This window comes from Pseudomonas sp. DTU12.1, assembly GCF_009873475.1.
Lineage (GTDB): Bacteria > Pseudomonadota > Gammaproteobacteria > Pseudomonadales > Pseudomonadaceae > Aquipseudomonas > Aquipseudomonas proteolytica.
In genome coordinates, this window is sequence record NZ_CP045254.1 from 1916610 (window position 1) to 1941869 (window position 25260).

Below are 25260 nucleotides of genomic sequence, written 5' to 3' on the forward strand. Positions count from 1 at the left end.
ATGCAAGTAAAGCGTTTTTTCGCCGCCGATATGCGTCAGGCCATGAAGCTGGTTCGTGATGAACTGGGCGCCGACGCAGCGATTATCGGTAACCGTCGCATTGCCGGCGGTGTCGAGCTGACGGCTGCCCTGGATTACAAACCCCAGGCCTTGGCGCCGCGCGTGCCAAACATGGAACTCGAAGACGAGTTGCGCAAGACCGCCTCGCGCATTGTCTCGGCCCAGGCCGAGCTGAGCATGCGTGGCGACAGCGATGCGACCACCAACCGCCAACTGTTTGCCGGCCTGCCGCTGACCGCGGCCGAGCCCCTGGTGGAGCCGACCTTCGTCGAGCCGCCGCGCCCTGCTGCGCCGGCGCCGGCTGCGGCGGTCGACCAGCGCGTGTTCGACTCGATGCGCTTTGAACTCAACGGCCTGCGCGAACTGCTGGAAGTGCAGTTGGGCTCGCTGGCCTGGAACCAGTTGCAAGGCAGCAAGCCGCAACAGGCCAACCTCTGGCGTCGCCTGCAACGCATCGGCTTGTCCGGCCCGTTGTCGCGTGACCTGCTGGAGCTGACCACCGGTATCGAAGAACCTCGCCAGGCCTGGCGCATGCTGCTGGCCCACTTGGCGCGGATGATCCAGACCCCGGAAATCGAACCCCTTGAAGAAGGTGGCGTGATTGCCATGGTCGGCCCTGCCGGCATGGGCAAGACCACCACCCTGGCCAAGCTGGCCGCCCGTTATGTACTTAAGTACGGCGCCCACAATATTGCCCTGGTGAGCATGGACAGCTACCGCATCGGTGCCCAGGAACAGCTCAAGACGCTGGGCCGCATCCTCAATGTGCCGGTGACCCATGTCGACCCGGGCCAATCCCTGGCCAACGCCCTCGACCCGCTGCTGCGCAAGCGCGTGGTGCTGATCGATACCGCCGGCCTGCAAGCCAGCGATCCGGCGTTGCGCATGCAACTGGAAAGCCTGGCCGGGCGTGGGATCAAGTCGAAAAATTACCTGGTACTTGCAACAACCAGCCAAAAACAGGTTCTGACTGCTGCGTACCACAGCTACAAGCGTTGCGGGCTGGCCGGTTGCATCCTGACTAAGCTGGATGAAACGGCAAGCCTGGGCGAAGTGTTGAGCCTTGCCATCAGCCATGAACTACCGGTCGCCTACCTGACCGACGGGCCGCGGATCCCGGATGACTTGCATCTGCCGCGCCGTCATCAGTTGGTCAGCCGTGCAGTCAGTGTGCAAATGCAGGACGAACCCAGTGAAGAGGCGATGGCGGATATGTTCGCCGACCTCTATCACAACCCAGCCAAGCGGGTCGGCTGAAGGCAACATGAAACACAGTGCAATGTACCTACATCGATGGTCTGCTACCGCGGCCACCCTATGTAGCCTGCGGCTAAGCAAGACAAGGTAAAGAAAGAACATGGGCAGCATGCATCCCGTACAGGTGATCGCGGTGACCGGCGGCAAAGGTGGCGTCGGGAAAACTAACGTGTCAGTGAATTTGTCCCTGGCCCTGGCAGAGCTTGGCCGCCGCGTCATGCTGCTGGATGCCGACCTGGGCCTGGCGAACGTTGACGTTCTGCTGGGACTGACGCCCAAACACACCCTGGCCGATGTCATCGAGGGCCGCTGTGAGCTGCGCGACGTGCTGTTGCAGGGGCCAGGGGGGATTCGTATCGTCCCGGCCGCCTCCGGCACCCAGAGCATGGTGCATCTGAGCCCGGCGCAGCATGCCGGCCTGATCCAGGCCTTCAGTGATATCGGCGACAACCTCGACGTGCTGGTGATCGACACCGCCGCCGGGATCGGCGAGTCGGTGGTCAGCTTCGTACGCGCCGCGCAGGAAGTGTTGCTGGTGGTCTGCGACGAACCCACCTCGATCACCGACGCCTACGCCCTGATCAAGCTGCTCAACCGCGACTACGGCATGAACCGCTTCCGCGTGCTGGCCAACATGGCCCAGAGCCCGCAAGAGGGGCGCAACCTGTTCGCCAAGTTGACCAAGGTCACAGATCGCTTCCTCGATGTCGCCTTACAATACGTCGGCGCAGTTCCCTATGACGAGTGTGTGCGCAAGGCTGTGCAAAAGCAGCGTGCAGTCTATGAAGCGTTCCCTCGTTCGAAATGCGCGTTGGCGTTCAAGGCAATTGCTCAGAAGGTCGATACCTGGCCACTGCCCGCCAATCCCCGGGGGCATCTGGAGTTTTTCGTCGAGCGATTGGTGCATCAGACGAGTGCAGGACCGGTGCTATGACAGCCAGCGGCTACAACCTTTACAAAAAATCAGCGCGTGACAGCCAGGGCGAATTGATCGAGCGCTATGCGCCTCTGGTCAAGCGCATTGCCTACCACCTGCTGGCACGCCTGCCCGCCAGTGTCCAGGTCGAAGACCTGATCCAGGCGGGGATGATCGGCCTGCTCGAAGTGTCGACCAAGTACGACGCGAGCAAGGGTGCGAGTTTCGAGACGTATGCGGGTATCCGCATCCGTGGCGCGATGCTCGATGAAGTGCGTAAAGGTGATTGGGCGCCGCGTTCGGTCCACCGCAATACCCGGATGGTGAGTGACGCAATTCGCTCAATTGAAGCAAAAACCGGTCGCGACGCTAAAGATCACGAAGTTGCGGCCGAACTCCAATTGAGTCTCGACGATTACTACGGGATTTTGAACGATACCTTGGGCAGCCGCCTGTTCAGTTTCGACGACCTGCTACAGGACGGCGAACATGAAGGGCTGCACGAGGACGGCGCGAGCGCTCACCAGGAGCCTTCACGCGACCTGGAAGATGAACGCTTCCAGGGCGCCCTGGCAGAGGCGATTGCCAACCTGCCGGAGCGTGAGCGGCTGGTGTTGGCGCTGTACTACGACGAAGAGCTGAACCTCAAGGAAATCGGTGAGGTCCTGGGGGTCAGCGAATCGCGGGTCAGCCAGCTACATAGCCAATGCGCGGCCCGCTTGCGGGGGCGTTTGGGAGAGTGGCGAGCGCGCTGACAGGCAGTGTGGGGACACTGTGAGCGATAACCGCCAGGGCGCAAGCCGGGCGGGAGCGGCTCGTGGTGCGCCCCGGCAGTCCTTTTTGTGTAATGCCTGTTGAATGATATGGCGCGCCCAGGTGCTGGACGCGTTTAAGACTGCTTGGAGGTCGAATTGGACAAGAACATGAAAATCCTCATCGTTGATGACTTCTCAACGATGCGGCGGATCATAAAAAACCTGTTGCGTGACCTTGGGTTCACTAACACGGTCGAGGCGGATGACGGTATTACGGCGATTCCGATCCTCAACAGCGGGAGCATCGACTTTCTGGTAACCGACTGGAACATGCCTGGCATGACCGGTATCGATCTGCTGCGCCATGTGCGCGCCGATGAAAAACTGCGCAATCTTCCGGTGTTGATGGTGACCGCCGAAGCCAAGCGTGAACAGATCATTGAAGCCGCCCAGGCTGGGGTCAACGGCTACGTGGTCAAGCCATTCACTGCATTGGCGTTGAAAGAGAAGATCGAAAAGATCTTTGAACGCATCCACGGTTGATGTCGCCACGGGGGAGCTATGGAGCATAAAGAAACATCGCAGGGGGACTTTGAGTCGACCTTGAAAAAACACGCTCACCAGTTGGTCGACAGCCTTGAAAAAGGCCAGTTCGGCGACGCGGTGCAGTTGATCCATGAGCTCAACCAGACCCGCGACCGCGGCCTGTACCAGGAAGTGGGCAAGCTCACCCGTGAGTTGCACAGTGCGATCGTCAATTTCCAGATCGACCCGCACATGCCCCAGGCCGAGGAAATCTCGCAGATCACCGATGCCACCGAACGCCTGTCCTATGTGGTCAGGCTGACTGAGGCGGCAGCCAATCGCACCATGGACCTGGTGGAAAACGCCACGCCTCTGGTGAACGGCATGGCCAATGAGGCCAAGGCGTTGAGCGCTGACTGGGGGCGCTTCATGCGTCGCGAAGTAGGCGCAGAAGAATTTCGTGACCTGGCGCGTCGGGTCGAAGGTTTTCTGTCACGCAGCGAGCAGGAAAACCGTACGGTTTCCAGCAACCTCAATGACATTCTGCTGGCCCAGGATTACCAGGACCTCACCGGTCAGGTGATCAAGCGCGTGACCCTGCTGGTCACTGAAGTGGAAAGCAACTTGCTCAAGCTGGTGCTGATGGCTGGCCAGGTCGACCGTTTTGCCGGCATCGAACATGACCGCGAAGCGATCCTCTCGGAAAAAGATCCACAAAAACACCTCGCCAAGGGTGAAGGTCCGCAGATTCATGCCGATAAACGTGAAGACGTTATGTCAGGTCAAGATGACGTAGACGATTTGCTGTCCAGTTTAGGCTTTTAGGTCCTGATAACGGCAAATGACGGTCGCGCCGCGCCCCGCAAGGCGCAAGACTAGGCATGAGGAGAGAAGTTTGGTTTTTCCAAATGAACGACGAATAACGACGGATTGCGCCTTGCGGGGCGCGGCCCTCCGGGTTGGAGCTGTGAGCGCGCCATGCTGCGTTGCGGAACTTGACAAGGAAACAACCCTTGCCTGCGTTCCGCGCCTTGCCTGGCCCGCTCACAGCTCCAACGCGATCCGCCATTTGCCGTTATCAGGACCTAAAGGAGCACGTATATGAGCTTCGGCGCCGATGAAGAAATCCTTCAGGATTTCCTTGTAGAGGCCGGCGAAATTCTAGAGCAGTTGTCCGAGCAACTGGTCGAGCTGGAAAGCCGACCGGATGATGCGAACCTGCTCAATGCAATTTTTCGCGGTTTTCACACTGTAAAAGGGGGCGCCGGCTTCCTCCAGCTCCATGAGCTGGTGGAGTGCTGCCACATCGCCGAAAACGTGTTCGACATCCTGCGCAAGGGTGAGCGGCACGTTGATTCGGAATTGATGGACGTGATCCTCGAAGCCCTGGACGCGGTCAACGGCATGTTCAATGAAGTGCGTGAACGCGCACCGATTACTGCCGCCACCCCGGAACTGCTGGCCGCCCTGGCGCGCCTGGCAGAACCTGCCGCCCTGGCCGCCGCCCCGGTGGTTGAAGCGGCGCCTGAACCGGTTGCCGAACCCGACGTTACCGACAGCGAATTCGAACAACTGCTGGACTCCCTCAATGCCGTCAAGGCCGAGGCCGAAGCACCGGCAGCGGCTGCGCCGGCCATGGTGCCGACCAGCGAAGACATCACCGACGCCGAGTTCGAGTCCTTGCTCGACCAGTTGCACGGCAAGGGCCAGTTCGCGCCGGACGCCGTGGCGGCCACACCGCCGCCTGTAGAGGCTGCTGCGCCAGCGGCCAGCACCGATATCACCGACGACGAATTTGAAGCGCTGCTCGATCAGTTGCATGGCAAGGGCTCGTTTGCTGCCGATGCCTTGCCCGCAGTCGCTGCGGCGGCTGCACCTGCTGCGGCGGCGCCTGCTGCCGCACCGGCGGCGGATGGCCTGATCACCGACCACGAATTCGAATCCCTGCTGGACGAATTGCACGGCAAGGGCAAGTTCTCTGAAGTGGCGCCTGCCGCCGCAGCCACCGCGACCGCTACAGCAGCGGTGGCCAAACCGGCACCCGCTGCCGCCAAGGCCGCTGCACCGACTCCAGCACGTGCCGCCGCCCCGGCGCCAGCCCGCGCGCCGGCCGCTGCCGAAAAAGCCCCGGCCAGTGAAGCCGAAACCACCGTGCGGGTAGATACCGCGCGCCTGGACGACATCATGAACATGGTCGGCGAACTGGTGCTGGTGCGTAACCGCCTGGTGCGCCTGGGCTTGAACAGTGGCGACGAAGCCATGCAAAAGGCCGTGTCGAACCTCGACGTGGTCACTGCCGACCTGCAGACCGCGGTGATGAAGACGCGCATGCAGCCGATCAAGAAGGTCTTCGGGCGCTTCCCGCGCCTGGTCCGTGACTTGGCCCGGCAGTTGAAAAAAGAGATCGCCCTGGAACTGGTGGGCGAAGAAACCGACCTCGACAAAAACCTGGTCGAGGCCCTGGCCGACCCGCTGGTCCACTTGGTGCGCAACGCGGTTGACCACGGTGTGGAAACCCCGGAAGAGCGCGAAGCCAGCGGCAAGCCGCGCCTGGGCAAAGTGATTCTGGCGGCCGAACAGGAAGGCGACCATATCCTGCTGTCGATCACCGATGACGGCAAAGGCATGGACTCCAATATCCTGCGCGGCATCGCGGTCAAGCGCGGCGTCATGGACAAGGACGCGGCCGACCGCCTGACCGATACCGAGTGCTACAACCTGATTTTTGCTCCGGGCTTCTCGACCAAGACCGAGATTTCCGACGTGTCCGGCCGTGGCGTGGGCATGGACGTGGTGAAGACCAAGATCAGCCAGCTCAACGGCTCGATCAATATTTACTCGACCAAGGGCCAGGGCTCGAAGATCGTCATCAAGGTGCCGTTGACCCTGGCGATCATGCCGACCCTGATGGTGATGCTGGGCAACCAGGCGTTCGCTTTCCCGCTGGTCAACGTCAACGAGATCTTCCACCTCGACCTGTCGCGCACCAATGTGGTCGACGGCCAGGAAGTGGTGATCGTGCGGGACAAGGCCCTGCCTTTGTTCTACCTCAAGCGTTGGCTGGTGGCATCCGCCGCTCATGAAGAGCAGCGCGAAGGCCACGTGGTGATCCTGTCCGTGGGCACCCAGCGTATCGGCTTTGTCGTCGATCAACTGGTTGGCCAGGAAGAAGTGGTCATCAAGCCATTGGGCAAGATGCTGCAAGGAACGCCAGGCATGTCGGGTGCGACCATTACCGGTGACGGTCGGATCGCGCTGATTCTCGATGTTCCGAGCATGCTCAAGCGTTACGCCGCACGGCGTATTTGATTCGGCCCGGGCAGGGCGATTGTCCCTCGCCCGGCCTAACGGAGTGGTTATGGTAGTCAAGGTTCTGGTGGTGGATGATTCGGGTTTCTTCCGCCGCCGCGTCTCGGAAATTCTTTCAGCGGATTCCAACATCCAGGTGGTCGGTACGGCCACCAACGGCAAAGAGGCGATTGATCAGGCCCTGGCGTTGAAGCCGGACGTGATCACCATGGACTACGAGATGCCGATGATGGATGGCATCACCGCCGTGCGCCACATCATGCAGCGTTGCCCGACCCCGGTGTTGATGTTCTCGTCGCTGACCCACGAAGGCGCCCGAGTGACCCTCGATGCGCTGGACGCTGGCGCCGTGGACTTTCTGCCGAAGAATTTCGAAGACATCTCGCGCAACCCCGAGAAGGTCAAGCAGATGCTCTGCGAGAAAGTGCACAGCATCTCGCGCAGCAACCGCAGCAGCTTCCGTGCCCCGGTGGCTCCCGCCCCGGTAGCGGCGCCTGCACCGACCAGCAGCAGTTTCGGGCGTCCGGCTCCCGCGCCAGTGGCACGGCCTGCCGTGGCGCCGACGCGCACGGCGGCGCCAACTCCTGCGTCGCCTGCGCCCAAGCGCAAGGCCTACAAACTGGTGGCGATCGGTACGTCCACCGGCGGCCCGGTGGCCTTGCAGCGCGTCCTGACCCAATTGCCCGCCAACTTCCCCGCGCCCATCGTGCTGATCCAGCACATGCCCGCCGCATTTACCAAGGCCTTTGCCGAGCGCCTGGACAAGCTGTGCCGCATCAGCGTCAAGGAAGCCGAAGACGGCGATATCCTGCGCCCGGGCCTGGCCTTGCTGGCCCCCGGTGGCAAGCAAATGATGGTCGACGGTCGCGGCGCGGTGAAAATCCTGCCGGGTGATGAGCGTCTGAACTACAAGCCGTGTGTGGATATCACCTTCGGTTCGGCCGCCAAGTCCTACGGTGACAAAGTTCTGGCGGTGGTCCTCACCGGCATGGGCGCGGACGGTCGTGAAGGCGCGCGCCTGCTCAAGCAGGGCGGTAGCTCGATCTGGGCCCAGGACGAAGCCAGTTGCGTGATCTATGGCATGCCCATGGCCATCGTCAAGGCTGACCTGGCCGACGCGGTCTACAGCCTGGATGACATCGGCAAGCACCTGGTGGAGGCCTGTCACTGATGGATGTGTTGAGCCTGGTTGGGATACTCCTGGCGTTTGTCGCCATTATTGGCGGCAACTACCTGGAAGGCGGCCACCTTGGCGCCCTGGCCAACGGCCCGGCAGCGCTGATCGTGATCGGCGGTACCGTCGGCGCGGCGCTGTTGCAGTCACCCCTGAGCTCATTCAAGCGGGCCATGCAGATCCTGGTGTGGATCATTTTCCCGCCGCGCGTGGACCTGGCCGGCGGTATCGACCGCGTGGTCAACTGGAGCCTCACCGCCCGCAAGGAAGGCCTGCTCGGCCTTGAAGGCGTGGCCGATGCCGAGCCCGACAGCTACGCGCGCAAAGGTCTGCAGCTGCTGGTCGACGGCGCCGAGCCGGAAGCGATCCGTAGCATCCTCGAAGTGGACTTCTACACCCAGGAAAGCCGCGATATCAACGCGGCCAAAGTTTTCGAAAGCATGGGCGGCTATGCGCCGACCATCGGCATCATCGGTGCGGTCATGGGCCTGATCCACGTGATGGGCAACCTGGCCGACCCCTCGCAACTGGGCAGCGGCATTGCCGTGGCATTTGTCGCCACCATCTATGGCGTGGCCAGTGCCAACCTGTTGCTGCTGCCGATTGCCAGCAAGCTCAAATCCATTGCCATGCGCCAATCCCGCTACCGGGAAATGCTCCTGGAGGGCATCCTGTCGATTGCCGAGGGCGAGAACCCGCGCTCCATCGAATTGAAGCTCCAGGGCTTCATGGATTGATGAGCATGCGCCTCCCTGTAGGAGCGAGCTTGCTCGCGAAAAACCCGAGAGCACCGCGTTTAACCCGCAGCCCCGCGTTATCGTTCGCGATTTTCGCGAGCAAGCTCGCTCCTACAGTTGATGTGTGTTGTGAGGGGTATTGCCTGTGAGCCGTCGCCGCCGCGAGCCTGAAGAGCACGTCAACCATGAGCGCTGGCTGGTGTCCTACGCCGACTTCATCACCTTGCTGTTCGCCTTCTTCGTGGTGATGTACTCCATTTCTTCGATCAACGAAGGCAAGTACAAAGTCATCTCCGAAGCCCTGGTGGGCGTCTTTACCGATTCCGACCGGGCCCTCAAGCCGATTCCCATTGGCGATGAGCGGCCCAAGACCATGACCCCGGCCAAGCCCTTGGTCAAGGACAGCGACGAGACCGACGCCGGTATCAGTGGCGGCAGCGATCCGCTCAAGAGCATCGCCGACGATATCAGTGCGGCCTTTGGCGACCTGATCAGCTCCAACCAGATGACCATTCGCGGCAACGAGTTGTGGGTAGAGATCGAGCTCAACTCCAGTCTGCTGTTCGCCAGCGCCGATGCGCTGCCCAGTGATATTGCGTTCAGCATCATCGATAAGGTGGCGGCCATCCTCAAGCCCTTCGACAACCCGATCCACGTCGAAGGTTTTACCGATGACCAACCGATCCATACCGCGCAATTTCCCACTAACTGGGAGCTGTCGTCGGCGCGTTCGGCGAGCATCGTGCGCATGCTGGCGATGCAGGGCGTGAACCCTGGGCGCCTGGCGTCGGTGGGGTATGGTGAATTCCAGCCCGTGGCCAATAATGCGACGGCCGAAGGCCGCGCGCGCAACCGTCGGGTGGTGTTGGTGGTGTCGCGCAACCTGGATGTGCGCCGCAGCCTGACCGCCACCGGCGCGGCCAATGCACAACCTGATGCTGCAATGAAGCGGGCTGGCACACAAACTGCACCGACGCCCGTAAAGCCGCCGGTTCGGGAGAGTGCCGTCAATTCTCCGTCACCGGCTCTATAACCTCGTGCTATTTCTCGGTCGAGCCAGTGCCTGCCGGGAGGAACAATCCGAATGAGAGTCTGGGCAGTTGCCAATCAAAAAGGTGGAGTCGGCAAGACCACCACCTCCATCGCCTTAGCCGGTCTGCTGGCCGAGGCGGGCAAGCGTGTGGTCATTGTCGACCTGGATCCCCACGGCTCGATGACCAGCTATTTCGGCTACGACCCCGATGCCCTGGAGCACAGTTGCTTCGACCTGTTCCTGCACAAGGGCAGTGTGCCCACCGGCTTGCCCGGGCAACTGCTGTTGCCCACCAGCAACGAGAAGATTTCCCTGCTGCCCTCCAGCACCGCCCTGGCCACCCTTGAGCGCCAGTCGCCGGGGCAGAGCGGCCTGGGCCTGGTGATCGCCAAGAGTCTGGCGCAACTGTGGCAGGACTTCGACTACGCAATCATCGACAGCCCGCCATTGCTCGGCGTGCTGATGGTCAATGCCCTGGCGGCCAGCCAGCAACTGGTGATCCCGGTGCAGACCGAACACCTGGCGGTCAAGGGCCTGGAGCGCATGGTCAGCACCCTGACCATGATCAACCGCTCACGCAAACAGGCGTTGCCGTTCAGCATCGTGCCGACCCTGTTCGACCGTCGTACCCAGGCTTCCCTGGGCACCTTGCGCGTACTGCGCGACGCTTACCCGGAAACCATCTGGCAAGGCTATATCCCGGTGGATACGCGCCTGCGTGACGCCAGCCGCGCGGGCCTGGCGCCGTCGCAATTCGATGGCAAGAGCCGTGGCGTGCTGGCGTACCGCGCCTTGCTCAAGCACCTGCTGGCCCAGCAACTTGTGGCGCAGGTGGCGTGAAATGAACCTCAATTCAAGTCCACGGGGCATCGCGCCGATAACCTTTGAATACACGGTTAACGGGGCTTGCGCGTGGGCATACAGATGAGTCGTCCTGTCGATATCAAGACCCGGCCGCAACTGGCGCTGCAGTCCTACCTGGACGCGCTGCTGCAAGAGGCGACCGAGGAAGTACTGCCCGAGCCGATCCTGGTGCTGGATGAAGCGCTGGCGGTGCCTGTGGTCGAGGCTGAGGCCGGCCTGGATGAGTTTCAACTGGCGGTCCTGGAAGAGCAGGCCCGTGATGCGGTGGTGGTGCCGGTTGCCGTTGTGGTCGCGCCTGAGCCTGTACCGCTGGTGCTGGTACCGCCGGTGGCCGAGGTGCATCGGCCGCCGAGCATTACCCCGCCACCGGTGGAAACCGATGGTCGACCGGCCTGGGCTGCCGAGTCGTTCGAATGCCTGCTGTTTGATGTCGCCGGGCTGACACTGGCGGTGCCGCTGGTGTGCCTGGGGTCGATCTATTCCCTGGAAGGCCAGGAACTGACGCCGTTGTTCGGTCAGCCGGAGTGGTTTCTCGGGATCCTGCCGAGCCAGGCCGGCAACCTCAAGGTGCTGGACACTGCGCGCTGGGTGATGCCCGACCGCTATCGCGATGATTTCCGCCAGGGCCTGCAATACGTGATTTCGGTGCAGGGCTACGAATGGGGGCTGGCGGTGCATCAGGTCAGCCGTTCGCTGCGCCTGGACCCCAACGAAATCAAATGGCGCAGCCACCGTGGCCAGCGGCCATGGCTGGCGGGCACGGTGATTGAACATATGTGCGCGCTGCTGGATGTCGCCGAATTGGCGGAGCTGATTGCCAGCGGCGCGGTAAAGGATCTGCCAGGTAACAAACGTACTTGATAAGAGGCGCAGCGCCACGGTGCTGCCAAAGAAGAACACACGCCGTTATCAACGGTATTTGAAGGGGTCAGGGGTATGAACAAGTCGTCAGCGTCCGCACAGGGTTTGGATGATCCGATTCTGCAATGGGTGACCTTCAAGCTGGACAACGAGTCCTACGGCATCAACGTGATGCGGGTGCAGGAAGTGCTGCGCTACACCGAAATCGCGCCAGTGCCGGGTGCGCCGAGCTACGTGCTGGGCATCATCAACCTGCGCGGCAACGTCGTGACCGTGATCGACACCCGCCAGCGCTTTGGCCTGATGCCGACTGAAGTCAACGACAACACCCGTATCGTCATCATCGAAGCCGACAAGCAAGTGGTCGGGATCATGGTCGACAGCGTGGCCGAAGTGGTTTACCTGCGTCAGTCGGAAGTCGAGACTGCGCCGAATGTCGGCAACGAAGAGTCGGCCAAGTTTATCCAGGGCGTATGCAACAAGAACGGCGAGCTGCTGATTCTGGTTGAGCTGGACAAGATGATGAGCGAAGAAGAGTGGTCGGACCTGGAGAACATCTGATTGATGCTTGAGGTAGCGGTAATCGTCCTGGCCCTGCTGTGGGTCGGGACCCTGGTGGTGTTGCTGCGTTATATGCGCCAACAACGCGAATTGGTGCTGCAGCAGGCCGAGCGCGACGCCGTGCGCGATCAACGTCTGCGCGAGATCGCCAAGCGCGTGGACAACTACCAGCAAAGCGCCGTGCGGGTGGGGGAGGACGTGCATGAACTGCGTTCAATCCTCGCCCCGTTGCCCGACAAACTGTCGGCACTGGAACAGCGCGACCCGGCCAACCTGTCCTTCGCCCAAGCGGCGAAGCTGGTGGGCATGGGCGCCACGGTGGACGAACTGACCCAATCCTGCGGCCTGACCCAGGCCGAGGCGCAGTTGATGAGCAAATTGCACAAAACCTGAACTGGCCGCAGTTCCCATGTGGAAGCGGGCCGTTGTGGCGAGCGGGCTTGCCCCGCGCTGGGCTGCGCAGCAGCCCCAGTAAGCCGAATGCATTGTGTCAGATACACCATGGAGGCTGGTTTTGGGGCTGCTGCGCAGCCCAGCGCGGGGCAAGCCCGCTCGCCACAATAGCTAGCTCCCACATTTTGGGTCGGCATACAGCCTTGGGATTTCAGTAATCATCCCCGCGCGCCGTCACATCCCGCTCCTCTGGCTCGGCATTCGGGTCATAGCCCACCGGGAATTTGCCCTTCAACGTCCAGGCAAACGCAATGATCTCGGCGATGGTCCGGTACAGCTCTTCGGGAATGCTGTCCCCCAGTTCCATGCGCGCCAGCAATTTCACCAGCTCGGCATTTTCATAAATCGGTACTTCGTGCTCCCGCGCCAACTTCAGAATGGCTTCGGCCAGGGCGTCGTCGCCTTTTGCGGTCAGGGCGGGAGCCGCTTTGCCGTCGTATTTGAGGGCGATGGCCTGGCGCGGTGGGTTGGGGTTTTTCATGCGGTTTCATCCACCCAGCGTTGTTCCAGCCCGGTCTTTGGCCCGCGGGGCGGGGTGCCGAGGTGGCAGTCGAGGTCGCCGACGTTGAGGCCCGACGACACCAGGCGTTCGCGCAGGCTACCCAGGTGGCTTTCGATCAGGCTGGCGGTGAACGGGCGGGTGGCCCACAACTGGCTGGAGAGTTTGCCTTCGCTCAGTTGCGCCTGGACCTGCAACGGGCCCAGGGGCTCCATGTCGAACGCCAGCTCCACGCGCCAGAGCATTTTTTTGGCGTCGCGTTCGATCTTGCGTTCAGGCTCGTCCTTGTCCGGCGCCGGTTCTTCGCGCTGGAATTTGACCTGCAGTGGCACGATGTCCTGCAGGGTACGCATGGGGATTTCCATCTGCCAGGTGGTTTGCAGGCGGCCGTCGGCGGTGGTGCCGGTCTGTTCCAGGCTCGACAATTGGTGGCTCTGCAAACGGGAGATGGCGCCGGCGGCCAGGCGCAGCAGGTTTTCCAGGCTGTTTTCACCCTCCAGGCGCTGCAACAGCCGCTCCGGCAAAGGGAAGCCGCCCGGTGCGGTGCGGGCGCCCATCTGGCCGAGGGTGCCCAAGGGGCTACGCACAAAACTGGGCAGCATCTGCGCCAGGGTGTTGGCGGCCAGGATGGCATTGAGATTGGTGCTGGCGGGGAGGGCGGGCATCAGCTCGGCCACCAGGCGCAGCAGGCTGCCCTTCATGTCCAGAGGCGGGACCAACGGATTTTGCCCGGCCAGCAGCTTGGCTTCCAGCAGCGCGCCGCTGTTGTGCAGCAATTGCGCCAGCACCTTGGGGTTACTGACTTGGGCCAGGTCGGGCATGCCGGCCAGCACCCGCTCTACCGCTGCGCGCAGATCCGCCGGCAGGTCGGCAGTGCGCGGCAGGTTTTGCAGGGCGCTGAGCAGGCCTTCCAGTGAGCCCTGGCGGCTTTGCTGAGTCGCCAATTGCTGACTGACTGCCAGTTGATCGCGCAGCCCGCTCAAGGGCACGAAATCCAGAGTCTGCGCGCCCTGTACCACGGCGCTGAGCAAGCTGCCGACGCGCAGCGGTTGCGGGCTTTCCAGGGTCAGGGTGGTGCCGCTCAAGGCGCTGTTGAGCACCGACACCAGCGAGCGGTACAGCGCCGGTTGCCCGGCGCCCTGGGGCAGCATCTGCGAGGTCAGGACCTTGGCTTGCAGCAAGGTGCCCAACGGCAATTGATTGGTGTCGATACGGGTCAGGGCCGCGACATTGGCGCTGAGGGCCTGTTGCAGGCTGATGGCCAGGTCGCCGGACGCCGTCTGGCTCACCGCGACGTTGCTGCCCAGGGGCAGCGGCTGGCTGCTGGCGGCCTGTACCAGGGTTTGGCGGCCACCTTCGAGGGTCAGCTTGAGCAGTAGCTGAAAGGCTTCACCGCCTTGCTTGAGCGCCAGCACCTCGGCGTTCACGGTTTTTCCGGCGTCGATCAAGCCTGTCTGGGGCTCCAGCAGTTTCAGCAGTTCGCCCACTGCAGGCGCAGGCCTGGGCCCGGTGGCCGGGGCTGGGGGGAGGGTCGGAAGGTTGATGTCACCGGTCATCGTGGCCGCCGTCTCAAGGAAATTGCCCTCTTTAGAGTAGGGCATCGCATGTATAATGCCGCCCGTCTTCAAAGAGCGGGTCAAAAACATCACAACTGATTGATCCAGCTCTCTAAAACAGGCCGCCAATGCAGTTATTGTGCATCTCTTTAACGGCCGTTCCACCGCCGACTTGAACCGTAAAGGCCCGCGATCTTGTGACCAGTCCACTACTTGAAGCCGTTGCGCTTGCCTGTGAGCGAGACCTGCGGATGCTGTTCGAACACCTCGAACTGCGTCTGGCGGGCGGCGATATGGTGCAGATCAGTGGGCCCAACGGCAGCGGCAAGACCAGCCTGCTGCGCCTGCTGGCCGGTCTGATGCAGCCCACGGCAGGGCAGGTGCGCCTTAACGGCAAACCGCTGCACGAACAACGCACGGAGCTGGCGCGCAACCTGCTGTGGATCGGCCACGCCGCCGGGATCAAGGATGTGCTGACGGCTGAAGAAAACCTCAGTTGGCTCAGCGCCCTGCATCACCCGGCTACGCGCGAGTCCATCTGGCAGGCCCTGGCCGCCGTGGGCCTGAAGGGTTTCGAAGATGTTCCCTGCCATACCCTGTCGGCCGGCCAGCAACGCCGCGTGGCCCTGGCCCGGCTGTACCTGGATGGCCCGCCGCTGTGGATCCTCGACGAACCGTTCACTGCCCTCGACAAACAGGGCGTGGCCCAGCTTGAAGAACACCTGGCCCGGCATTGCGAGCAGGGTGGCATGGTGGTCCTCACCACCCATCACACCTTGACCCGCATGCCCGCCGGCTACCGTGACCTGGACCTGGGGCGGTGGTCGGTATGAGTGTCTTTGCCCTGTTGGTCGCCCGCGAAGCTCGCTTGCTGTGTCGTCGCCCGGCCGAGTTGGCCAACCCGCTGGTGTTTTTTGCGATTGTCATCGCCTTGTTCCCTTTGGCGGTCGGCCCCGAGACTAAACTGTTGCAAACCTTGTCTCCGGGACTGGTGTGGGTAGCGGCACTTTTGTCCGTCCTGCTCTCGCTGGACGGGCTGTTTCGCAGTGATTTCGAAGATGGATCCCTCGAACAGTGGGTCCTTTCGTCGCACCCCCTGCCTCTTCTGGTACTGGCCAAGGTACTGGCACACTGGGCCTTCTCCGGCCTGGCGCTGGTCTTGCTCGCGCCGCTGCTGGCGATGATGTTGGGACTGCCTTCCGAATGCCTGCCGGTGTTGCTGGCCTCGTTGTTGCTAGGCACCCCGGTGCTGAGCCTGCTGGGGGCCGTCGGTGCGGCACTGACCGTCGGCTTGAAGCGCGGTGGGCTGTTGCTGGCCTTGCTGATTTTGCCTTTGTATATCCCGGTGTTGATCCTGGGCAGCGGCGCCTTGCAGGCCGCGCTCATGGGGATGCCGGCGACCGGTTACCTCTTGTGGCTTGGCAGCCTGACCGCCCTGGCGGTAACCCTGACACCCTTTGCTATAGCGGCCGGCCTGAAGATCAGCGTCGGCGAATAATGAGGTCTGACCCAGTGTTTTCACTGAGTCAGTAAAGACCCTAAGCTTCTTGCAACGACAAGAAGCAACCGTGATGGAAACAGCAATGAACTGGACCTGGTTTCACAAGCTCGGCTCGCCCAAGTGGTTCTATGGCATCAGCGGCAAAATGCTGCCCTGGCTCGCCGTCGCCGCCTTCCTGCTGATCGGTATCGGCCTGGTCTGGGGCCTGGCCTTCGCGCCGCCGGACTACCAGCAGGGCAATAGCTTTCGCATCATCTATATCCACGTTCCCGCCGCGCTGCTGGCCCAGTCCTGCTACGTGATGCTGGCGGTGTGCGGCATCGTCGGCCTGGTGTGGAAGATGAAGCTGGCCGACGTCGCCCTGCAATGCGCCGCGCCCATCGGTGCCTGGATGACCGCGGTTGCATTGCTGACCGGGGCGATCTGGGGCAAGCCGACCTGGGGTTCGTGGTGGGTCTGGGATGCGCGACTAACGTCCATGTTGATCCTGCTGTTTCTGTACTTCGGTCTGATTGCCCTGGGCAACGCGATCAGCAATCGTGAGAGTGCCGCTAAGGCCTGCGCGGTGCTGGCGATTGTCGGCGTGATCAATATCCCGATCATCAAGTACTCCGTGGAGTGGTGGAACACCCTGCACCAGGGCGCCACCTTCACCCTCACCGAAAAACCGGCGATGCCCGTGGAAATGTGGGCGCCGCTGCTGCTGATGGTCCTGGGCTTCTACTGCTTTTTCGGCGCGGTGCTGCTGATGCGCATGCGCCTCGAAGTGCTCAAGCGTGAAGCCCGCGCCAGTTGGGTCAAGGTCGAAGTGCAAAACAGCCTGGGAGCCCGTGGATGAGTTTCGCCTCTTTCAGTGATTTTCTCGCCATGGGCCACCACGGCCTGTACGTCTGGACCGCTTATGGCATCAGCCTGGCAGTCCTGGCCCTCAACGTCGTTGCGCCGATCCTGGCCCGCAAGCGTTACCTGCAACAAGAGGCGCGTCGTCTGCGCCGGGAGACCGATAAGTGAATCCGCTGCGTAGAAAGCGTCTGTTGATCATCCTTGCCATCCTGGTGGGCGTCGGCGTTGCCGTAGGCCTGGCCTTGAGCGCCTTGCAGCAGAACATCAACCTGTTCTATACCCCGACCCAGATCGCCAATGGTGAAGCGCCGCAAGACACGCGCATCCGTGCCGGTGGCATGGTCGAGGCCGGCTCCCTGAAGCGTTCCGGCGACTCGCTGGACGTGACCTTCGTGGTCACCGACTTCAACAAATCCGTGACCATCACCTACCGTGGCATCCTCCCGGACCTGTTCCGCGAAGGGCAGGGCATCGTGGCCCTCGGCAAGATCAACGCCCAGGGCGTGGTGGTGGCCGACGAAGTGCTGGCCAAGCACGATGAAAAATACATGCCGCCGGAAGTGACCAAGGCCCTGAAAGAAAGCGGCCAATCCGCGCCAACCCCAGCCAAGGAGGGTTAAGCAATGACCTCTACATTGTTTATTCCCGAGTTGGGCCAGTTGGCGATGATCCTCGCCCTGTGCTTTGCCATCGTCCAGGCCATCGTGCCGCTGCTGGGCGCCTGGCGCGGTGATCGGCTGTGGATGAGCCTGGCGCAACCCGCCGCCTGGGGCCAGTTCGCGTTCCTGGCGTTCGCCTTTGGTTGCCTGACCTACGCCTTTATGACCGACGACTTTTCCGTCGCCTATGTCGCCAGCAACTCCAACAGCGCTTTGCCCTGGTACTACAAGTTCAGCGCCGTCTGGGGGGCCCACGAAGGCTCCCTGCTGCTGTGGGCCTTCATCCTCGGCGGCTGGACCTTTGCGGTGTCGGTGTTCTCCCGGCAGTTGCCGCAAGTGATGCTGGCGCGGGTGCTGGCGGTGATGGGCATGATCAGCATCGGCTTCCTGCTGTTCTTGATCATGACCTCCAACCCGTTCGAGCGGATTCTGCCGCAGATTCCCGTGGACGGTCGCGACCTCAACCCGCTGCTGCAGGATATCGGCCTGATCGTCCACCCGCCGATGCTGTACATGGGTTATGTGGGCTTCTCCGTGGCGTTCGCCTTTGCCATCGCCGCCTTGCTCGGCGGGCGTCTCGACGCCGCCTGGGCGCGCTGGTCGCGGCCGTGGACCATCGTCGCCTGGGCCTTCCTGGGTATCGGCATCACCCTGGGCTCGTGGTGGGCCTACTATGAACTCGGCTGGGGCGGCTGGTGGTTCTGGGACCCGGTGGAAAACGCCTCCTTCATGCCCTGGCTGGTGGGCACGGCACTGATTCACTCCTTGGCAGTCACCGAAAAACGCGGCGTGTTCAAGAGCTGGACGGTGTTGTTGGCCATTGCCGCCTTCTCCCTGAGCCTGCTGGGCACCTTCCTCGTGCGTTCCGGCGTGCTGACGTCGGTGCATGCGTTCGCTGCCGACCCTGAGCGCGGCGTGTTCATCCTGATCTTCCTGCTCTGCGTGGTGGGCGGCTCGCTGACCCTGTTCGCCCTGCGTGCGCCGGTGGTCAAGAGCCACGTGGGCTTCAACCTGTGGTCGCGGGAAACCCTGCTGCTGGGGAACAACCTGGTCCTGGTGGTCGCCGCTTCGATGATCCTGCTGGGCACCCTGTACCCGCTGGTGCTCGATGCCCTGACCGGCGCCAAGCTGTCGGTCGGCCCGCCGTACTTCAACGCCTTGTTCATCCCGTTGATGGGCCTGCTGATGGTGGTAATGGCCATTGGCGTGCTGGTGCGCTGGAAAGACACCCCGGTCAAATGGCTGCTGGGCATGCTGACCCCGGTGCTGCTGGGCAGTGCCGCCTTGTCGGTGATTGCCGGGATTGCCTACGGCGACTTCAACTGGGCCGTGCTCGCGACCTTCATGCTGGCGGCCTGGGTGTTGCTGGCCGGCGTGCGCGATATCTTCGACAAGACCCGCCACAAGGGCCTGATCAAAGGCCTGCCGACCCTGACCCGCAGTTACTGGGGTATGCAGATCGCCCACATCGGCATCGCCGTGTGTGCCCTGGGCGTGGTGTTGTCCAGCCAGAACAGCGCCGAGCGCGACTTGCGCCTGGCCCCTGGCGAGTCCATGGACCTGGCGGGCTACCAGTTCGTGTTTGAAGGTGCCAAGCACTTCGAAGGGCCGAACTTCACTTCCGACAAAGGCACCGTGCGCGTGGTGCGCAACGGCAAGCAAATCGCCGTGCTGCACCCGGAGAAACGCCTGTACACCGTGCAAAGCTCGATGATGACCGAAGCCGGGATCGACGCCGGGTTCACCCGTGATCTCTACGTGGCACTGGGCGAGCCATTGGGCGATGGCGCCTGGGCCGTGCGCGTGCACGTCAAACCGTTTGTGCGCTGGATCTGGTTCGGTGGCCTGCTGACCGGCTTCGGCGGGTTGCTGGCCGCGATGGACCGGCGTTACCGGGTCAAGGTCAAGAGCCGGGTGCGTGAAGCCCTTGGCATGCAAGGAGCCGCTGTATGAAGCGTTGGTTGATGGTATTGCCGCTGGCGCTGTTTCTGCTGGTCGCGGTGTTTTTGTATCGCGGCCTGTACCTGGACCCGGCCGAACTGCCGTCGGCGATGATCGGCAAGCCGTTCCCGGCGTTCTCGCTGCCGACGGTGCAGGGCGACAAAACCCTGACCCAGGCCGATCTGATCGGCAAACCGGCGCTGGTCAACGTGTGGGCCACCTGGTGCATCTCGTGCCGCGTGGAGCACCCGGTGCTGAACAAACTGGCCGAGAAGGGCGTGGTGATCTACGGCATCAACTACAAGGACGACAATGCGGCGGCCTTGAAGTGGCTGGCGGAATTCCACAACCCGTACCAGTTGGACGTGCGTGATGAAGACGGCAACCTGGGCCTGAACCTCGGCGTCTACGGTGCCCCGGAAACCTTCTTTATCGACGCCAAGGGCGTGATCCGCGACAAGTTCGTGGGGGTGATCGACGAAGTGGTCTGGCGCGAACAACTGGCGGCCAAGTACCAGGCCCTGGTGGATGAGGCCAAGCCATGAAGCGTTGGCTGACCGCTGCTGTATTGGCGCTGGGGCTGGTGGGCGTGGCCCATGCCGCCATCGACACCTATGAATTCGCCCGGGATGGCGACCGCGAGCGTTTCCGCGAGCTGACCAAGGAACTGCGCTGCCCCAAGTGCCAGAACCAGGACATCGCCGACTCCAACGCGCCGATTGCCGCCGACCTGCGCAAAGAGATTTTCCGCATGTTGGGCGAGGGCAAGGACAACCAGCAGATCATCGACTTCATGGTTGATCGCTACGGTGAGTTCGTCCGCTACAAGCCGGCGTTGACCGGCAAGACCGCCTTGCTCTGGTTTGGCCCCGCTGCCCTGTTGCTGGGCGGCCTGGTGGTCATGGCCGTGATCGTCCGCCGTCGCCGTGCGGCTCCCACCGATGGCAGCGACGCGCTATCTGCCCAAGAGCGCCAACGCCTCGACCAACTGCTGGACAAAAAAACTGATGATTGATTTCTGGCTCGCAGCTGGCCTGCTGCTCCTGGTTGCCTTGAGTTTCCTGTTGATCCCGGTGTTGCGCGTACGTCGCGCCCAGCGTGAAGAAGACCGCACCGCGCTGAACGTCGCGCTGTATCAGGAACGTGTTGCCGAACTGCAAACCCAACAAAGCGAAGGCGTGCTCAACGCGGCGCAACTCGACACCGGTCGTGCTGAAGCCGCCCGTGAATTGCTGGCCGATACCGAAGGCGTGGAAAAGCCCCGGGAATCGCGCCTGGGCAAACCGCTGCCACTGCTGGCCGCGGTGCTGGTGCCGGTATTGGGCCTGGCGCTGTACCTGCATTACGGCGCCATCGACAAAGTTGAACTGACCCGCGAATTCGCCGAGCCGCCGGTGTCCCTTGCCGACATGACCCAGCGCCTGGAACGGGCAGCGGCGGCGCAACCGGATTCGGCCGAAGGCCTGTACTTCCTGGGGCGCGCCTACATGGCCCAGGACCGCTCGGCGGATGCGGCCAAGGTCTTCGAGCGCGCCGTGGCCCTGGCCGGTCGCCAGCCGGAACTGCTCGGGCAGTGGGCCCAGGCGCAGTACTTTGCCAACAACAAGCAATGGTCGCCGCAGCTTCAGGCCTTGACCGACGAAGCGCTGAAGCTCGATCCGAAGGAAGTCACCAGCCTCGGCCTGCTGGGCATCGCCGCCTTTGAGGGGCAGCGGTACCAGGACGCCATCGACTACTGGAACCGCCTGCTGGCCCAGTTGCCGGAGCACGACAACTCCCGCGCAGCGCTGCAAGGCGGCATCGACCGTGCAGCCGAGAAGTTGAAAGAAGGTGGCGGTGTTGTCGCCCCGACCGTCAAGAGCGCCGTGATGAAAGTGCGTGTGGACCTCGCGGCTGACGTCAAAGCCCGTGCGCTGCCGACTGACAGCGTCTTCATCTTCGCCCGCGCTGTTTCCGGCCCGCCGGCGCCACTGGCGGCCAAGCGCGTGACCGTGGCCGACCTGCCGGTGACCGTCGAACTGGGCGATGCCGACGCGATGGTGCCGCAGTTGAAACTGTCCAACTTCGCCGAAGTCCAACTGGTTGCGCGCATCTCACGGGCCGGTCAACCGACTGCCGGCGAGTGGATCGGCCGCAGTCAACCCCTGGCCAGCAGCACCACCGCGACCCAGCAGTTGACCATCGACAGTCCGGATCAATAATTTCGAGGAAACGCCCATGACCGCCATCGCTCGTATCACCCTGCTCAGCCTGGTATTGGGCTTGAGTGCTTGCGCGGTTCATCGGCCACCACCAGCCCCTACGGGCCCGACCATTCCACCGTCGGGCCCGTCGACCCAGCCGAGCAGCAAACCCAGCGGCCCGGTCATCGCCCCGCCCAAACCCTTGCCGAGCAAGTCCCCGACCTTCGCCCCGCCTCCCGGCGCTGCCAGCCATTGGGACGGCAAGATGCAGGTCTACGTGCTGGACGAGCAACCGGACACCTTCTACCGCCAGCGCACCTACTACCGCTGGAGCAACGGCTGGAGCCGCTCCATCAGCCCGAACGGGCCATGGGAAGAGACGAATGTGCAGGGTGTACCGCCGGGGTTGAGCAAGCAGTACGCGAAATGACAAAAGGCGACCTTCGGGTCGCCTTTTTCTTGCCCGCCTGGCACACCGCTACCCATGCCATCACCCTTTGCCAGCGAAAAACTCCCAGACGCTGCGGTCATCCTGAACGCCCGCGTCATCGTTGACGTCCATCGCTGGCAAGCCAGCTCCCACAGGAGAACCCTGCGTGTCAGCCAACCTTTCATAAAACCTTCATCAAGCCGCCCCCCTCCCGTCATGTGCAAGTCATAGGTCTGACACCTCCCGCGCCTACTGTCGTTTGAACTCAAACACAGCCATGGAAGGCTGTTCAAACCAAGACAGAGAAGCCCATGACTCCCGCTATCCATGTCGATCACTTGAACAAGACCTTTTCGAAGAAAACCGCACTGGTCGATCTCGAACTCACCATCGCCACGGGTGAGATGGTCGCGCTGATTGGTGCGTCCGGCTCCGGCAAGTCCACCTTGTTGCGCCATTTGGCGGGCTTGGCCTGTTGCGACAAAGGTAATGGCGGCAGCGTCAAGGTACTGGGCCGGGAGGTGCAGGCCAGTGGGCGGTTGAATGGCAGGGTGCGCAGGTTGCGGGCGGATATCGGTTATATCTTCCAGCAGTTCAACCTGGTCAATCGCCTGAGTGTGATCGACAACGTGCTGCTCGGTTGCCTGGGCCGCATGCCGCGCTGGCGCGGCAACCTCGGGTTGTTCAATGCCGAGGAAAAGCAATGTGCCATGCATTCTTTGGCGCGGGTCGGCCTGGCGGACCTGGCCCAGCAGCGCGCCTCGACCCTGTCCGGTGGCCAGCAGCAGCGCGTGGCGATTGCCCGGGCGCTGACCCAGCGCGCCGAGGTGATTCTCGCCGATGAACCCATCGCCTCACTCGACCCGGAGTCGGCGCGCAAGGTCATGGAGATCCTCGCCGACATCAATCGCCGCGACGGCAAGACCGTCGTGGTGACTCTGCATCAAGTCGATTACGCCATGCGTTATTGCCCGCGTGCCGTGGCGCTCAAGGGTGGGCGCATTCATTTCGACGGGCAGGGCAGCGCAATGAGCAGCCAGTTTCTCAACGATCTGTACGGTGCCGATGTCGACACCAGTCTGATGTTTTCCGACCAGTCCCGCCACGCCGAGTTGCCCCAGCGGCTGGCCCTGGCACGCGCTTGAACCCTTACTCACGAGCCACAGGAGCCTGTTCCATGCTGAACCGTATCGGTCATGTTTTTCTATCTGCGGTGTTGTTGGCCAGTGTCGCCATGGGCAATGCCCAGGCTGCCGACAAGGCGATCAACTTCGGCATCATGTCCACCGAGTCTTCGCAGAACCTCAAGAGCATCTGGCAGCCATTTCTCGATGACATGCACAAGAAGACCGGCCTGACCATCAACGCCACCTTCGCCTCTGACTATGCCGGCCTGATCCAGGGCATGCGTTTCAACAAGGTCGATGTGGCCTGGCTCGGCAACAAGGCGGCGATGGAAGCGGTGGACCGCTCCAACGGTGAGATCTTCGCCCAGACCGCCGCCGCCAACGGTGCCGCCGGTTACTGGAGCCTGTTGATCGTGCGCAAGGACAGCCCCCTCAACTCCGTTGAAGACATGCTCAAGAACGCCAAGAACCTGACCTTCGGCAATGGCGACCCCAACTCCACCTCGGGCTATCTGGTGCCGGGCTACTACGTGTTCGCCAAGAACAACGTGGATGCCGCCACCGCCTTCAAGCGCACCCTCAACTCCAGCCATGAAGTCAACGCACTGAGCGTGGCCAAGGGGCAGTTGGACGTGGCCACCTTTAACCCCGAAAGCTGGGACCGCCTTGAAGTGACCCAACCGGACAAGGCCGCGCAACTCAAGGTGATCTGGAAGTCGCCACTGATCCCCGCCGACCCGATGGTGTGGAGCAAGGCATTGACCGACAGCGAGAAAACCAAGATCCGTGAGTTCTTTGCCAATTACGGCGACACCGATGAAGAGAAGGCGGTGCTCAAGAACATGCAGCTGGGCAAGTTCCTCGCTTCCAACGACGACCAGTTGCTGCCGATCCGCCAACTGGAGCTGTTCAAGCAGCGCACCACGATCAGTGCCGACAGCAAGCTCGACGCCGCCGACAAGGCCAAGAAGCTGGCCGACATCGACGCTGACCTGGCCAAGCTGCAACAGCGCCTGACCGAGTTGGACAAGAAAACCGCGGCAAACAGCTAACCCCCTGTGGGAACCGGGCCTATGTGGGAGCGGGCTTGCTCGCGAAAGCGGTGCATCAGTCGCTGGATGGGTTGAATGACACACCGCATTCGCCAGCAAGCCCGCTCCCACACAAACCCGGTTCCAACAATTATCGAGAGTGACCCATGACTACGTTGCACGCTGAAGCCGTTGGCAAGCGCACCTGGCCGCAATACCTCGGCTGGGGCCTGTTCCTGGTGCTGTTGGCCTGGGCCTGGAAGGGCGCCGAGATGAACCCGCTGGCGCTGTATCGCGATTCGGGAAACATGGCGACCTTCGCTGCCGACTTCTTCCCGCCTGACTTCCACGAATGGCGCTCTTACCTCAAGGAGATGATCGTCACCGTGCAAATCGCCCTCTGGGGCACGGTGCTGGCGATTGTCTGCTCGGTACCCCTGGGCATCCTCTGCGCCGACAACATCACCCCATGGTGGATTCACCAGCCGTTGCGCCGGGTGATGGACGCCTTCCGCTCGATCAACGAGATGGTGTTCGCCATGTTGTTCGTGGTGGCGGTCGGCCTGGGTCCGTTTGCCGGCGTTCTGGCCTTGTGGATCAGCACCACCGGGGTCCTTGCAAAGTTGTTTGCCGAAGCGGTCGAGGCCATCGACCCAGGCCCGGTGGAAGGGGTGCGCGCCACCGGTGCCAGCGCCTTGCAGGAAGTGATCTACGGCGTGATCCCGCAAGTGATGCCGCTGTGGGTGAGCTACGCGCTCTACCGCTTCGAAGCCAATGTGCGCTCGGCAACGGTGGTGGGCATGGTCGGCGCCGGCGGGATCGGGGTGATCCTGTGGGAGAACATCCGCGCCTTCCAGTTCGTCCAGACCTGTGCGGTGCTGCTGGTGATCATTGTGGTCGTGAGCCTGATCGACGTGCTGTCCCAACGCCTGCGCAAGCGGTTTATCTGACTTCGGAGGGGTGCCTGAGGGCGCTTTTTTAAAGC

The 25260-nt window shown here is 62.4% G+C and carries 28 protein-coding genes; 26 read left to right on the forward strand and 2 right to left on the reverse strand.

Features of this window, described 5'->3' with window-relative positions:
* From flhF to GDV60_RS08560, 13 genes are all read left to right on the forward strand, one after another.
* Positions 1-1317: a flagellar biosynthesis protein FlhF gene (gene flhF / locus GDV60_RS08500; RefSeq protein WP_029292553.1), complete on the forward strand. Its 1317-nt coding sequence runs from the start codon at positions 1-3 to the stop codon at positions 1315-1317.
* 100 nt (positions 1318-1417) lie between these two features.
* Positions 1418-2251 carry a flagellar synthesis regulator FleN gene (gene fleN, locus GDV60_RS08505; protein WP_003192912.1) on the forward strand — a complete coding sequence of 278 codons (834 nt, stop codon included), beginning with the start codon at positions 1418-1420 and terminating at the stop codon, positions 2249-2251.
* Positions 2248-2988 carry an RNA polymerase sigma factor FliA gene (fliA, locus tag GDV60_RS08510; protein WP_029292560.1) on the forward strand — a complete coding sequence of 247 codons (741 nt, stop codon included), beginning with the start codon at positions 2248-2250 and terminating at the stop codon, positions 2986-2988. Before fleN ends, fliA begins: the two co-directional genes overlap by 4 nt.
* A 168-nt stretch (positions 2989-3156) precedes the next feature.
* Positions 3157-3531: a chemotaxis response regulator CheY gene (locus GDV60_RS08515; RefSeq protein ID WP_162473193.1), complete on the forward strand. Its 375-nt coding sequence runs from the start codon at positions 3157-3159 to the stop codon at positions 3529-3531.
* Between the two features lie 18 nt (positions 3532-3549).
* Positions 3550-4338, forward strand: a complete 789-nt coding sequence (locus GDV60_RS08520; protein WP_029292564.1) for a protein phosphatase CheZ — start codon at positions 3550-3552, stop codon at positions 4336-4338.
* Between the two features lie 276 nt (positions 4339-4614).
* Complete coding sequence (locus GDV60_RS08525) at positions 4615-6822, forward strand: chemotaxis protein CheA (protein ID WP_159906866.1); 2208 nt, start codon at positions 4615-4617, stop codon at positions 6820-6822.
* 49 nt (positions 6823-6871) lie between these two features.
* Complete coding sequence (locus GDV60_RS08530) at positions 6872-7993, forward strand: chemotaxis response regulator protein-glutamate methylesterase (protein ID WP_029292568.1); 1122 nt, start codon at positions 6872-6874, stop codon at positions 7991-7993.
* On the forward strand, positions 7993-8733 hold the full coding sequence (locus tag GDV60_RS08535; protein WP_029292570.1) for a flagellar motor protein: 741 nt from the start codon (positions 7993-7995) through the stop codon (positions 8731-8733). The genes GDV60_RS08530 and GDV60_RS08535 overlap by 1 nt, the downstream gene beginning before the upstream one ends.
* Before the next feature lie 145 nt (positions 8734-8878).
* Complete coding sequence (gene motD, locus GDV60_RS08540) at positions 8879-9766, forward strand: flagellar motor protein MotD (RefSeq protein ID WP_029292572.1); 888 nt, start codon at positions 8879-8881, stop codon at positions 9764-9766.
* Positions 9767-9817: 51 nt separating this feature from the next.
* Entirely contained in the window at positions 9818-10606 is a 789-nt protein-coding gene (locus tag GDV60_RS08545; protein ID WP_133714231.1) for a ParA family protein, read from the forward strand.
* An 84-nt stretch (positions 10607-10690) separates the two neighbouring features.
* Positions 10691-11491 carry a CheW domain-containing protein gene (locus GDV60_RS08550; RefSeq protein ID WP_133714232.1) on the forward strand — a complete coding sequence of 267 codons (801 nt, stop codon included), beginning with the start codon at positions 10691-10693 and terminating at the stop codon, positions 11489-11491.
* Positions 11492-11566: 75 nt separating this feature from the next.
* Entirely contained in the window at positions 11567-12052 is a 486-nt protein-coding gene (locus GDV60_RS08555; RefSeq protein WP_029292578.1) for a chemotaxis protein CheW, read from the forward strand.
* Positions 12053-12445, forward strand: coding sequence for a DUF2802 domain-containing protein (locus tag GDV60_RS08560; RefSeq protein ID WP_104911851.1), 393 nt, complete (start codon positions 12053-12055; stop codon positions 12443-12445).
* 211 nt (positions 12446-12656) lie between these two features.
* Here GDV60_RS08560 and GDV60_RS08565 read toward each other — a convergent pair whose 3' ends face one another.
* Positions 12657-12986: an EscU/YscU/HrcU family type III secretion system export apparatus switch protein gene (locus tag GDV60_RS08565; RefSeq protein ID WP_029292582.1), complete on the reverse strand. Its 330-nt coding sequence runs from the start codon at positions 12984-12986 to the stop codon at positions 12657-12659.
* Positions 12983-14560 (reverse strand): flagellar hook-length control protein FliK, encoded by a 1578-nt coding sequence (locus GDV60_RS08570; protein WP_104911852.1) that lies wholly within the window; start codon positions 14558-14560, stop codon positions 12983-12985. Before GDV60_RS08570 ends, GDV60_RS08565 begins: the two co-directional genes overlap by 4 nt.
* A 197-nt stretch (positions 14561-14757) precedes the next feature.
* Between GDV60_RS08570 and ccmA the strand changes: the two genes are divergently transcribed.
* From ccmA to phnE, 13 genes are all read left to right on the forward strand, one after another.
* Positions 14758-15393 (forward strand): cytochrome c biogenesis heme-transporting ATPase CcmA, encoded by a 636-nt coding sequence (ccmA, locus tag GDV60_RS08575; RefSeq protein WP_029292586.1) that lies wholly within the window; start codon positions 14758-14760, stop codon positions 15391-15393.
* Entirely contained in the window at positions 15390-16058 is a 669-nt protein-coding gene (ccmB, locus tag GDV60_RS08580) for a heme exporter protein CcmB (protein WP_029292588.1), read from the forward strand. The genes ccmA and ccmB overlap by 4 nt, the downstream gene beginning before the upstream one ends.
* Before the next feature lie 85 nt (positions 16059-16143).
* Positions 16144-16899, forward strand: a complete 756-nt coding sequence (locus GDV60_RS08585; RefSeq protein WP_029292590.1) for a heme ABC transporter permease — start codon at positions 16144-16146, stop codon at positions 16897-16899.
* Positions 16896-17072, forward strand: coding sequence for a heme exporter protein CcmD (gene ccmD, locus GDV60_RS08590; protein WP_029292593.1), 177 nt, complete (start codon positions 16896-16898; stop codon positions 17070-17072). Before GDV60_RS08585 ends, ccmD begins: the two co-directional genes overlap by 4 nt.
* Positions 17069-17524: a cytochrome c maturation protein CcmE gene (gene ccmE / locus GDV60_RS08595; RefSeq protein ID WP_104911854.1), complete on the forward strand. Its 456-nt coding sequence runs from the start codon at positions 17069-17071 to the stop codon at positions 17522-17524. Before ccmD ends, ccmE begins: the two co-directional genes overlap by 4 nt.
* A 3-nt stretch (positions 17525-17527) precedes the next feature.
* Entirely contained in the window at positions 17528-19516 is a 1989-nt protein-coding gene (locus tag GDV60_RS08600; protein WP_029292597.1) for a heme lyase CcmF/NrfE family subunit, read from the forward strand.
* Positions 19513-20049 (forward strand): DsbE family thiol:disulfide interchange protein, encoded by a 537-nt coding sequence (locus GDV60_RS08605; protein ID WP_029292599.1) that lies wholly within the window; start codon positions 19513-19515, stop codon positions 20047-20049. Before GDV60_RS08600 ends, GDV60_RS08605 begins: the two co-directional genes overlap by 4 nt.
* Complete coding sequence (locus GDV60_RS08610; RefSeq protein ID WP_029292601.1) at positions 20046-20519, forward strand: cytochrome c-type biogenesis protein; 474 nt, start codon at positions 20046-20048, stop codon at positions 20517-20519. Before GDV60_RS08605 ends, GDV60_RS08610 begins: the two co-directional genes overlap by 4 nt.
* Positions 20512-21705, forward strand: a complete 1194-nt coding sequence (ccmI, locus tag GDV60_RS08615; protein WP_159906868.1) for a c-type cytochrome biogenesis protein CcmI — start codon at positions 20512-20514, stop codon at positions 21703-21705. Before GDV60_RS08610 ends, ccmI begins: the two co-directional genes overlap by 8 nt.
* Before the next feature lie 16 nt (positions 21706-21721).
* Entirely contained in the window at positions 21722-22117 is a 396-nt protein-coding gene (locus GDV60_RS08620; protein ID WP_029292605.1) for a hypothetical protein, read from the forward strand.
* Between the two features lie 311 nt (positions 22118-22428).
* A complete protein-coding gene (gene phnC, locus GDV60_RS08625; RefSeq protein WP_092234593.1) occupies positions 22429-23262 on the forward strand; it encodes a phosphonate ABC transporter ATP-binding protein in 834 nt (277 codons plus the stop codon).
* A 32-nt stretch (positions 23263-23294) separates the two neighbouring features.
* Positions 23295-24296, forward strand: a complete 1002-nt coding sequence (gene phnD / locus GDV60_RS08630; RefSeq protein ID WP_159906870.1) for a phosphonate ABC transporter substrate-binding protein — start codon at positions 23295-23297, stop codon at positions 24294-24296.
* 146 nt (positions 24297-24442) lie between these two features.
* Positions 24443-25225 carry a phosphonate ABC transporter, permease protein PhnE gene (gene phnE, locus GDV60_RS08635; RefSeq protein ID WP_032859104.1) on the forward strand — a complete coding sequence of 261 codons (783 nt, stop codon included), beginning with the start codon at positions 24443-24445 and terminating at the stop codon, positions 25223-25225.
* Positions 25226-25260 lie beyond the last annotated feature (35 nt).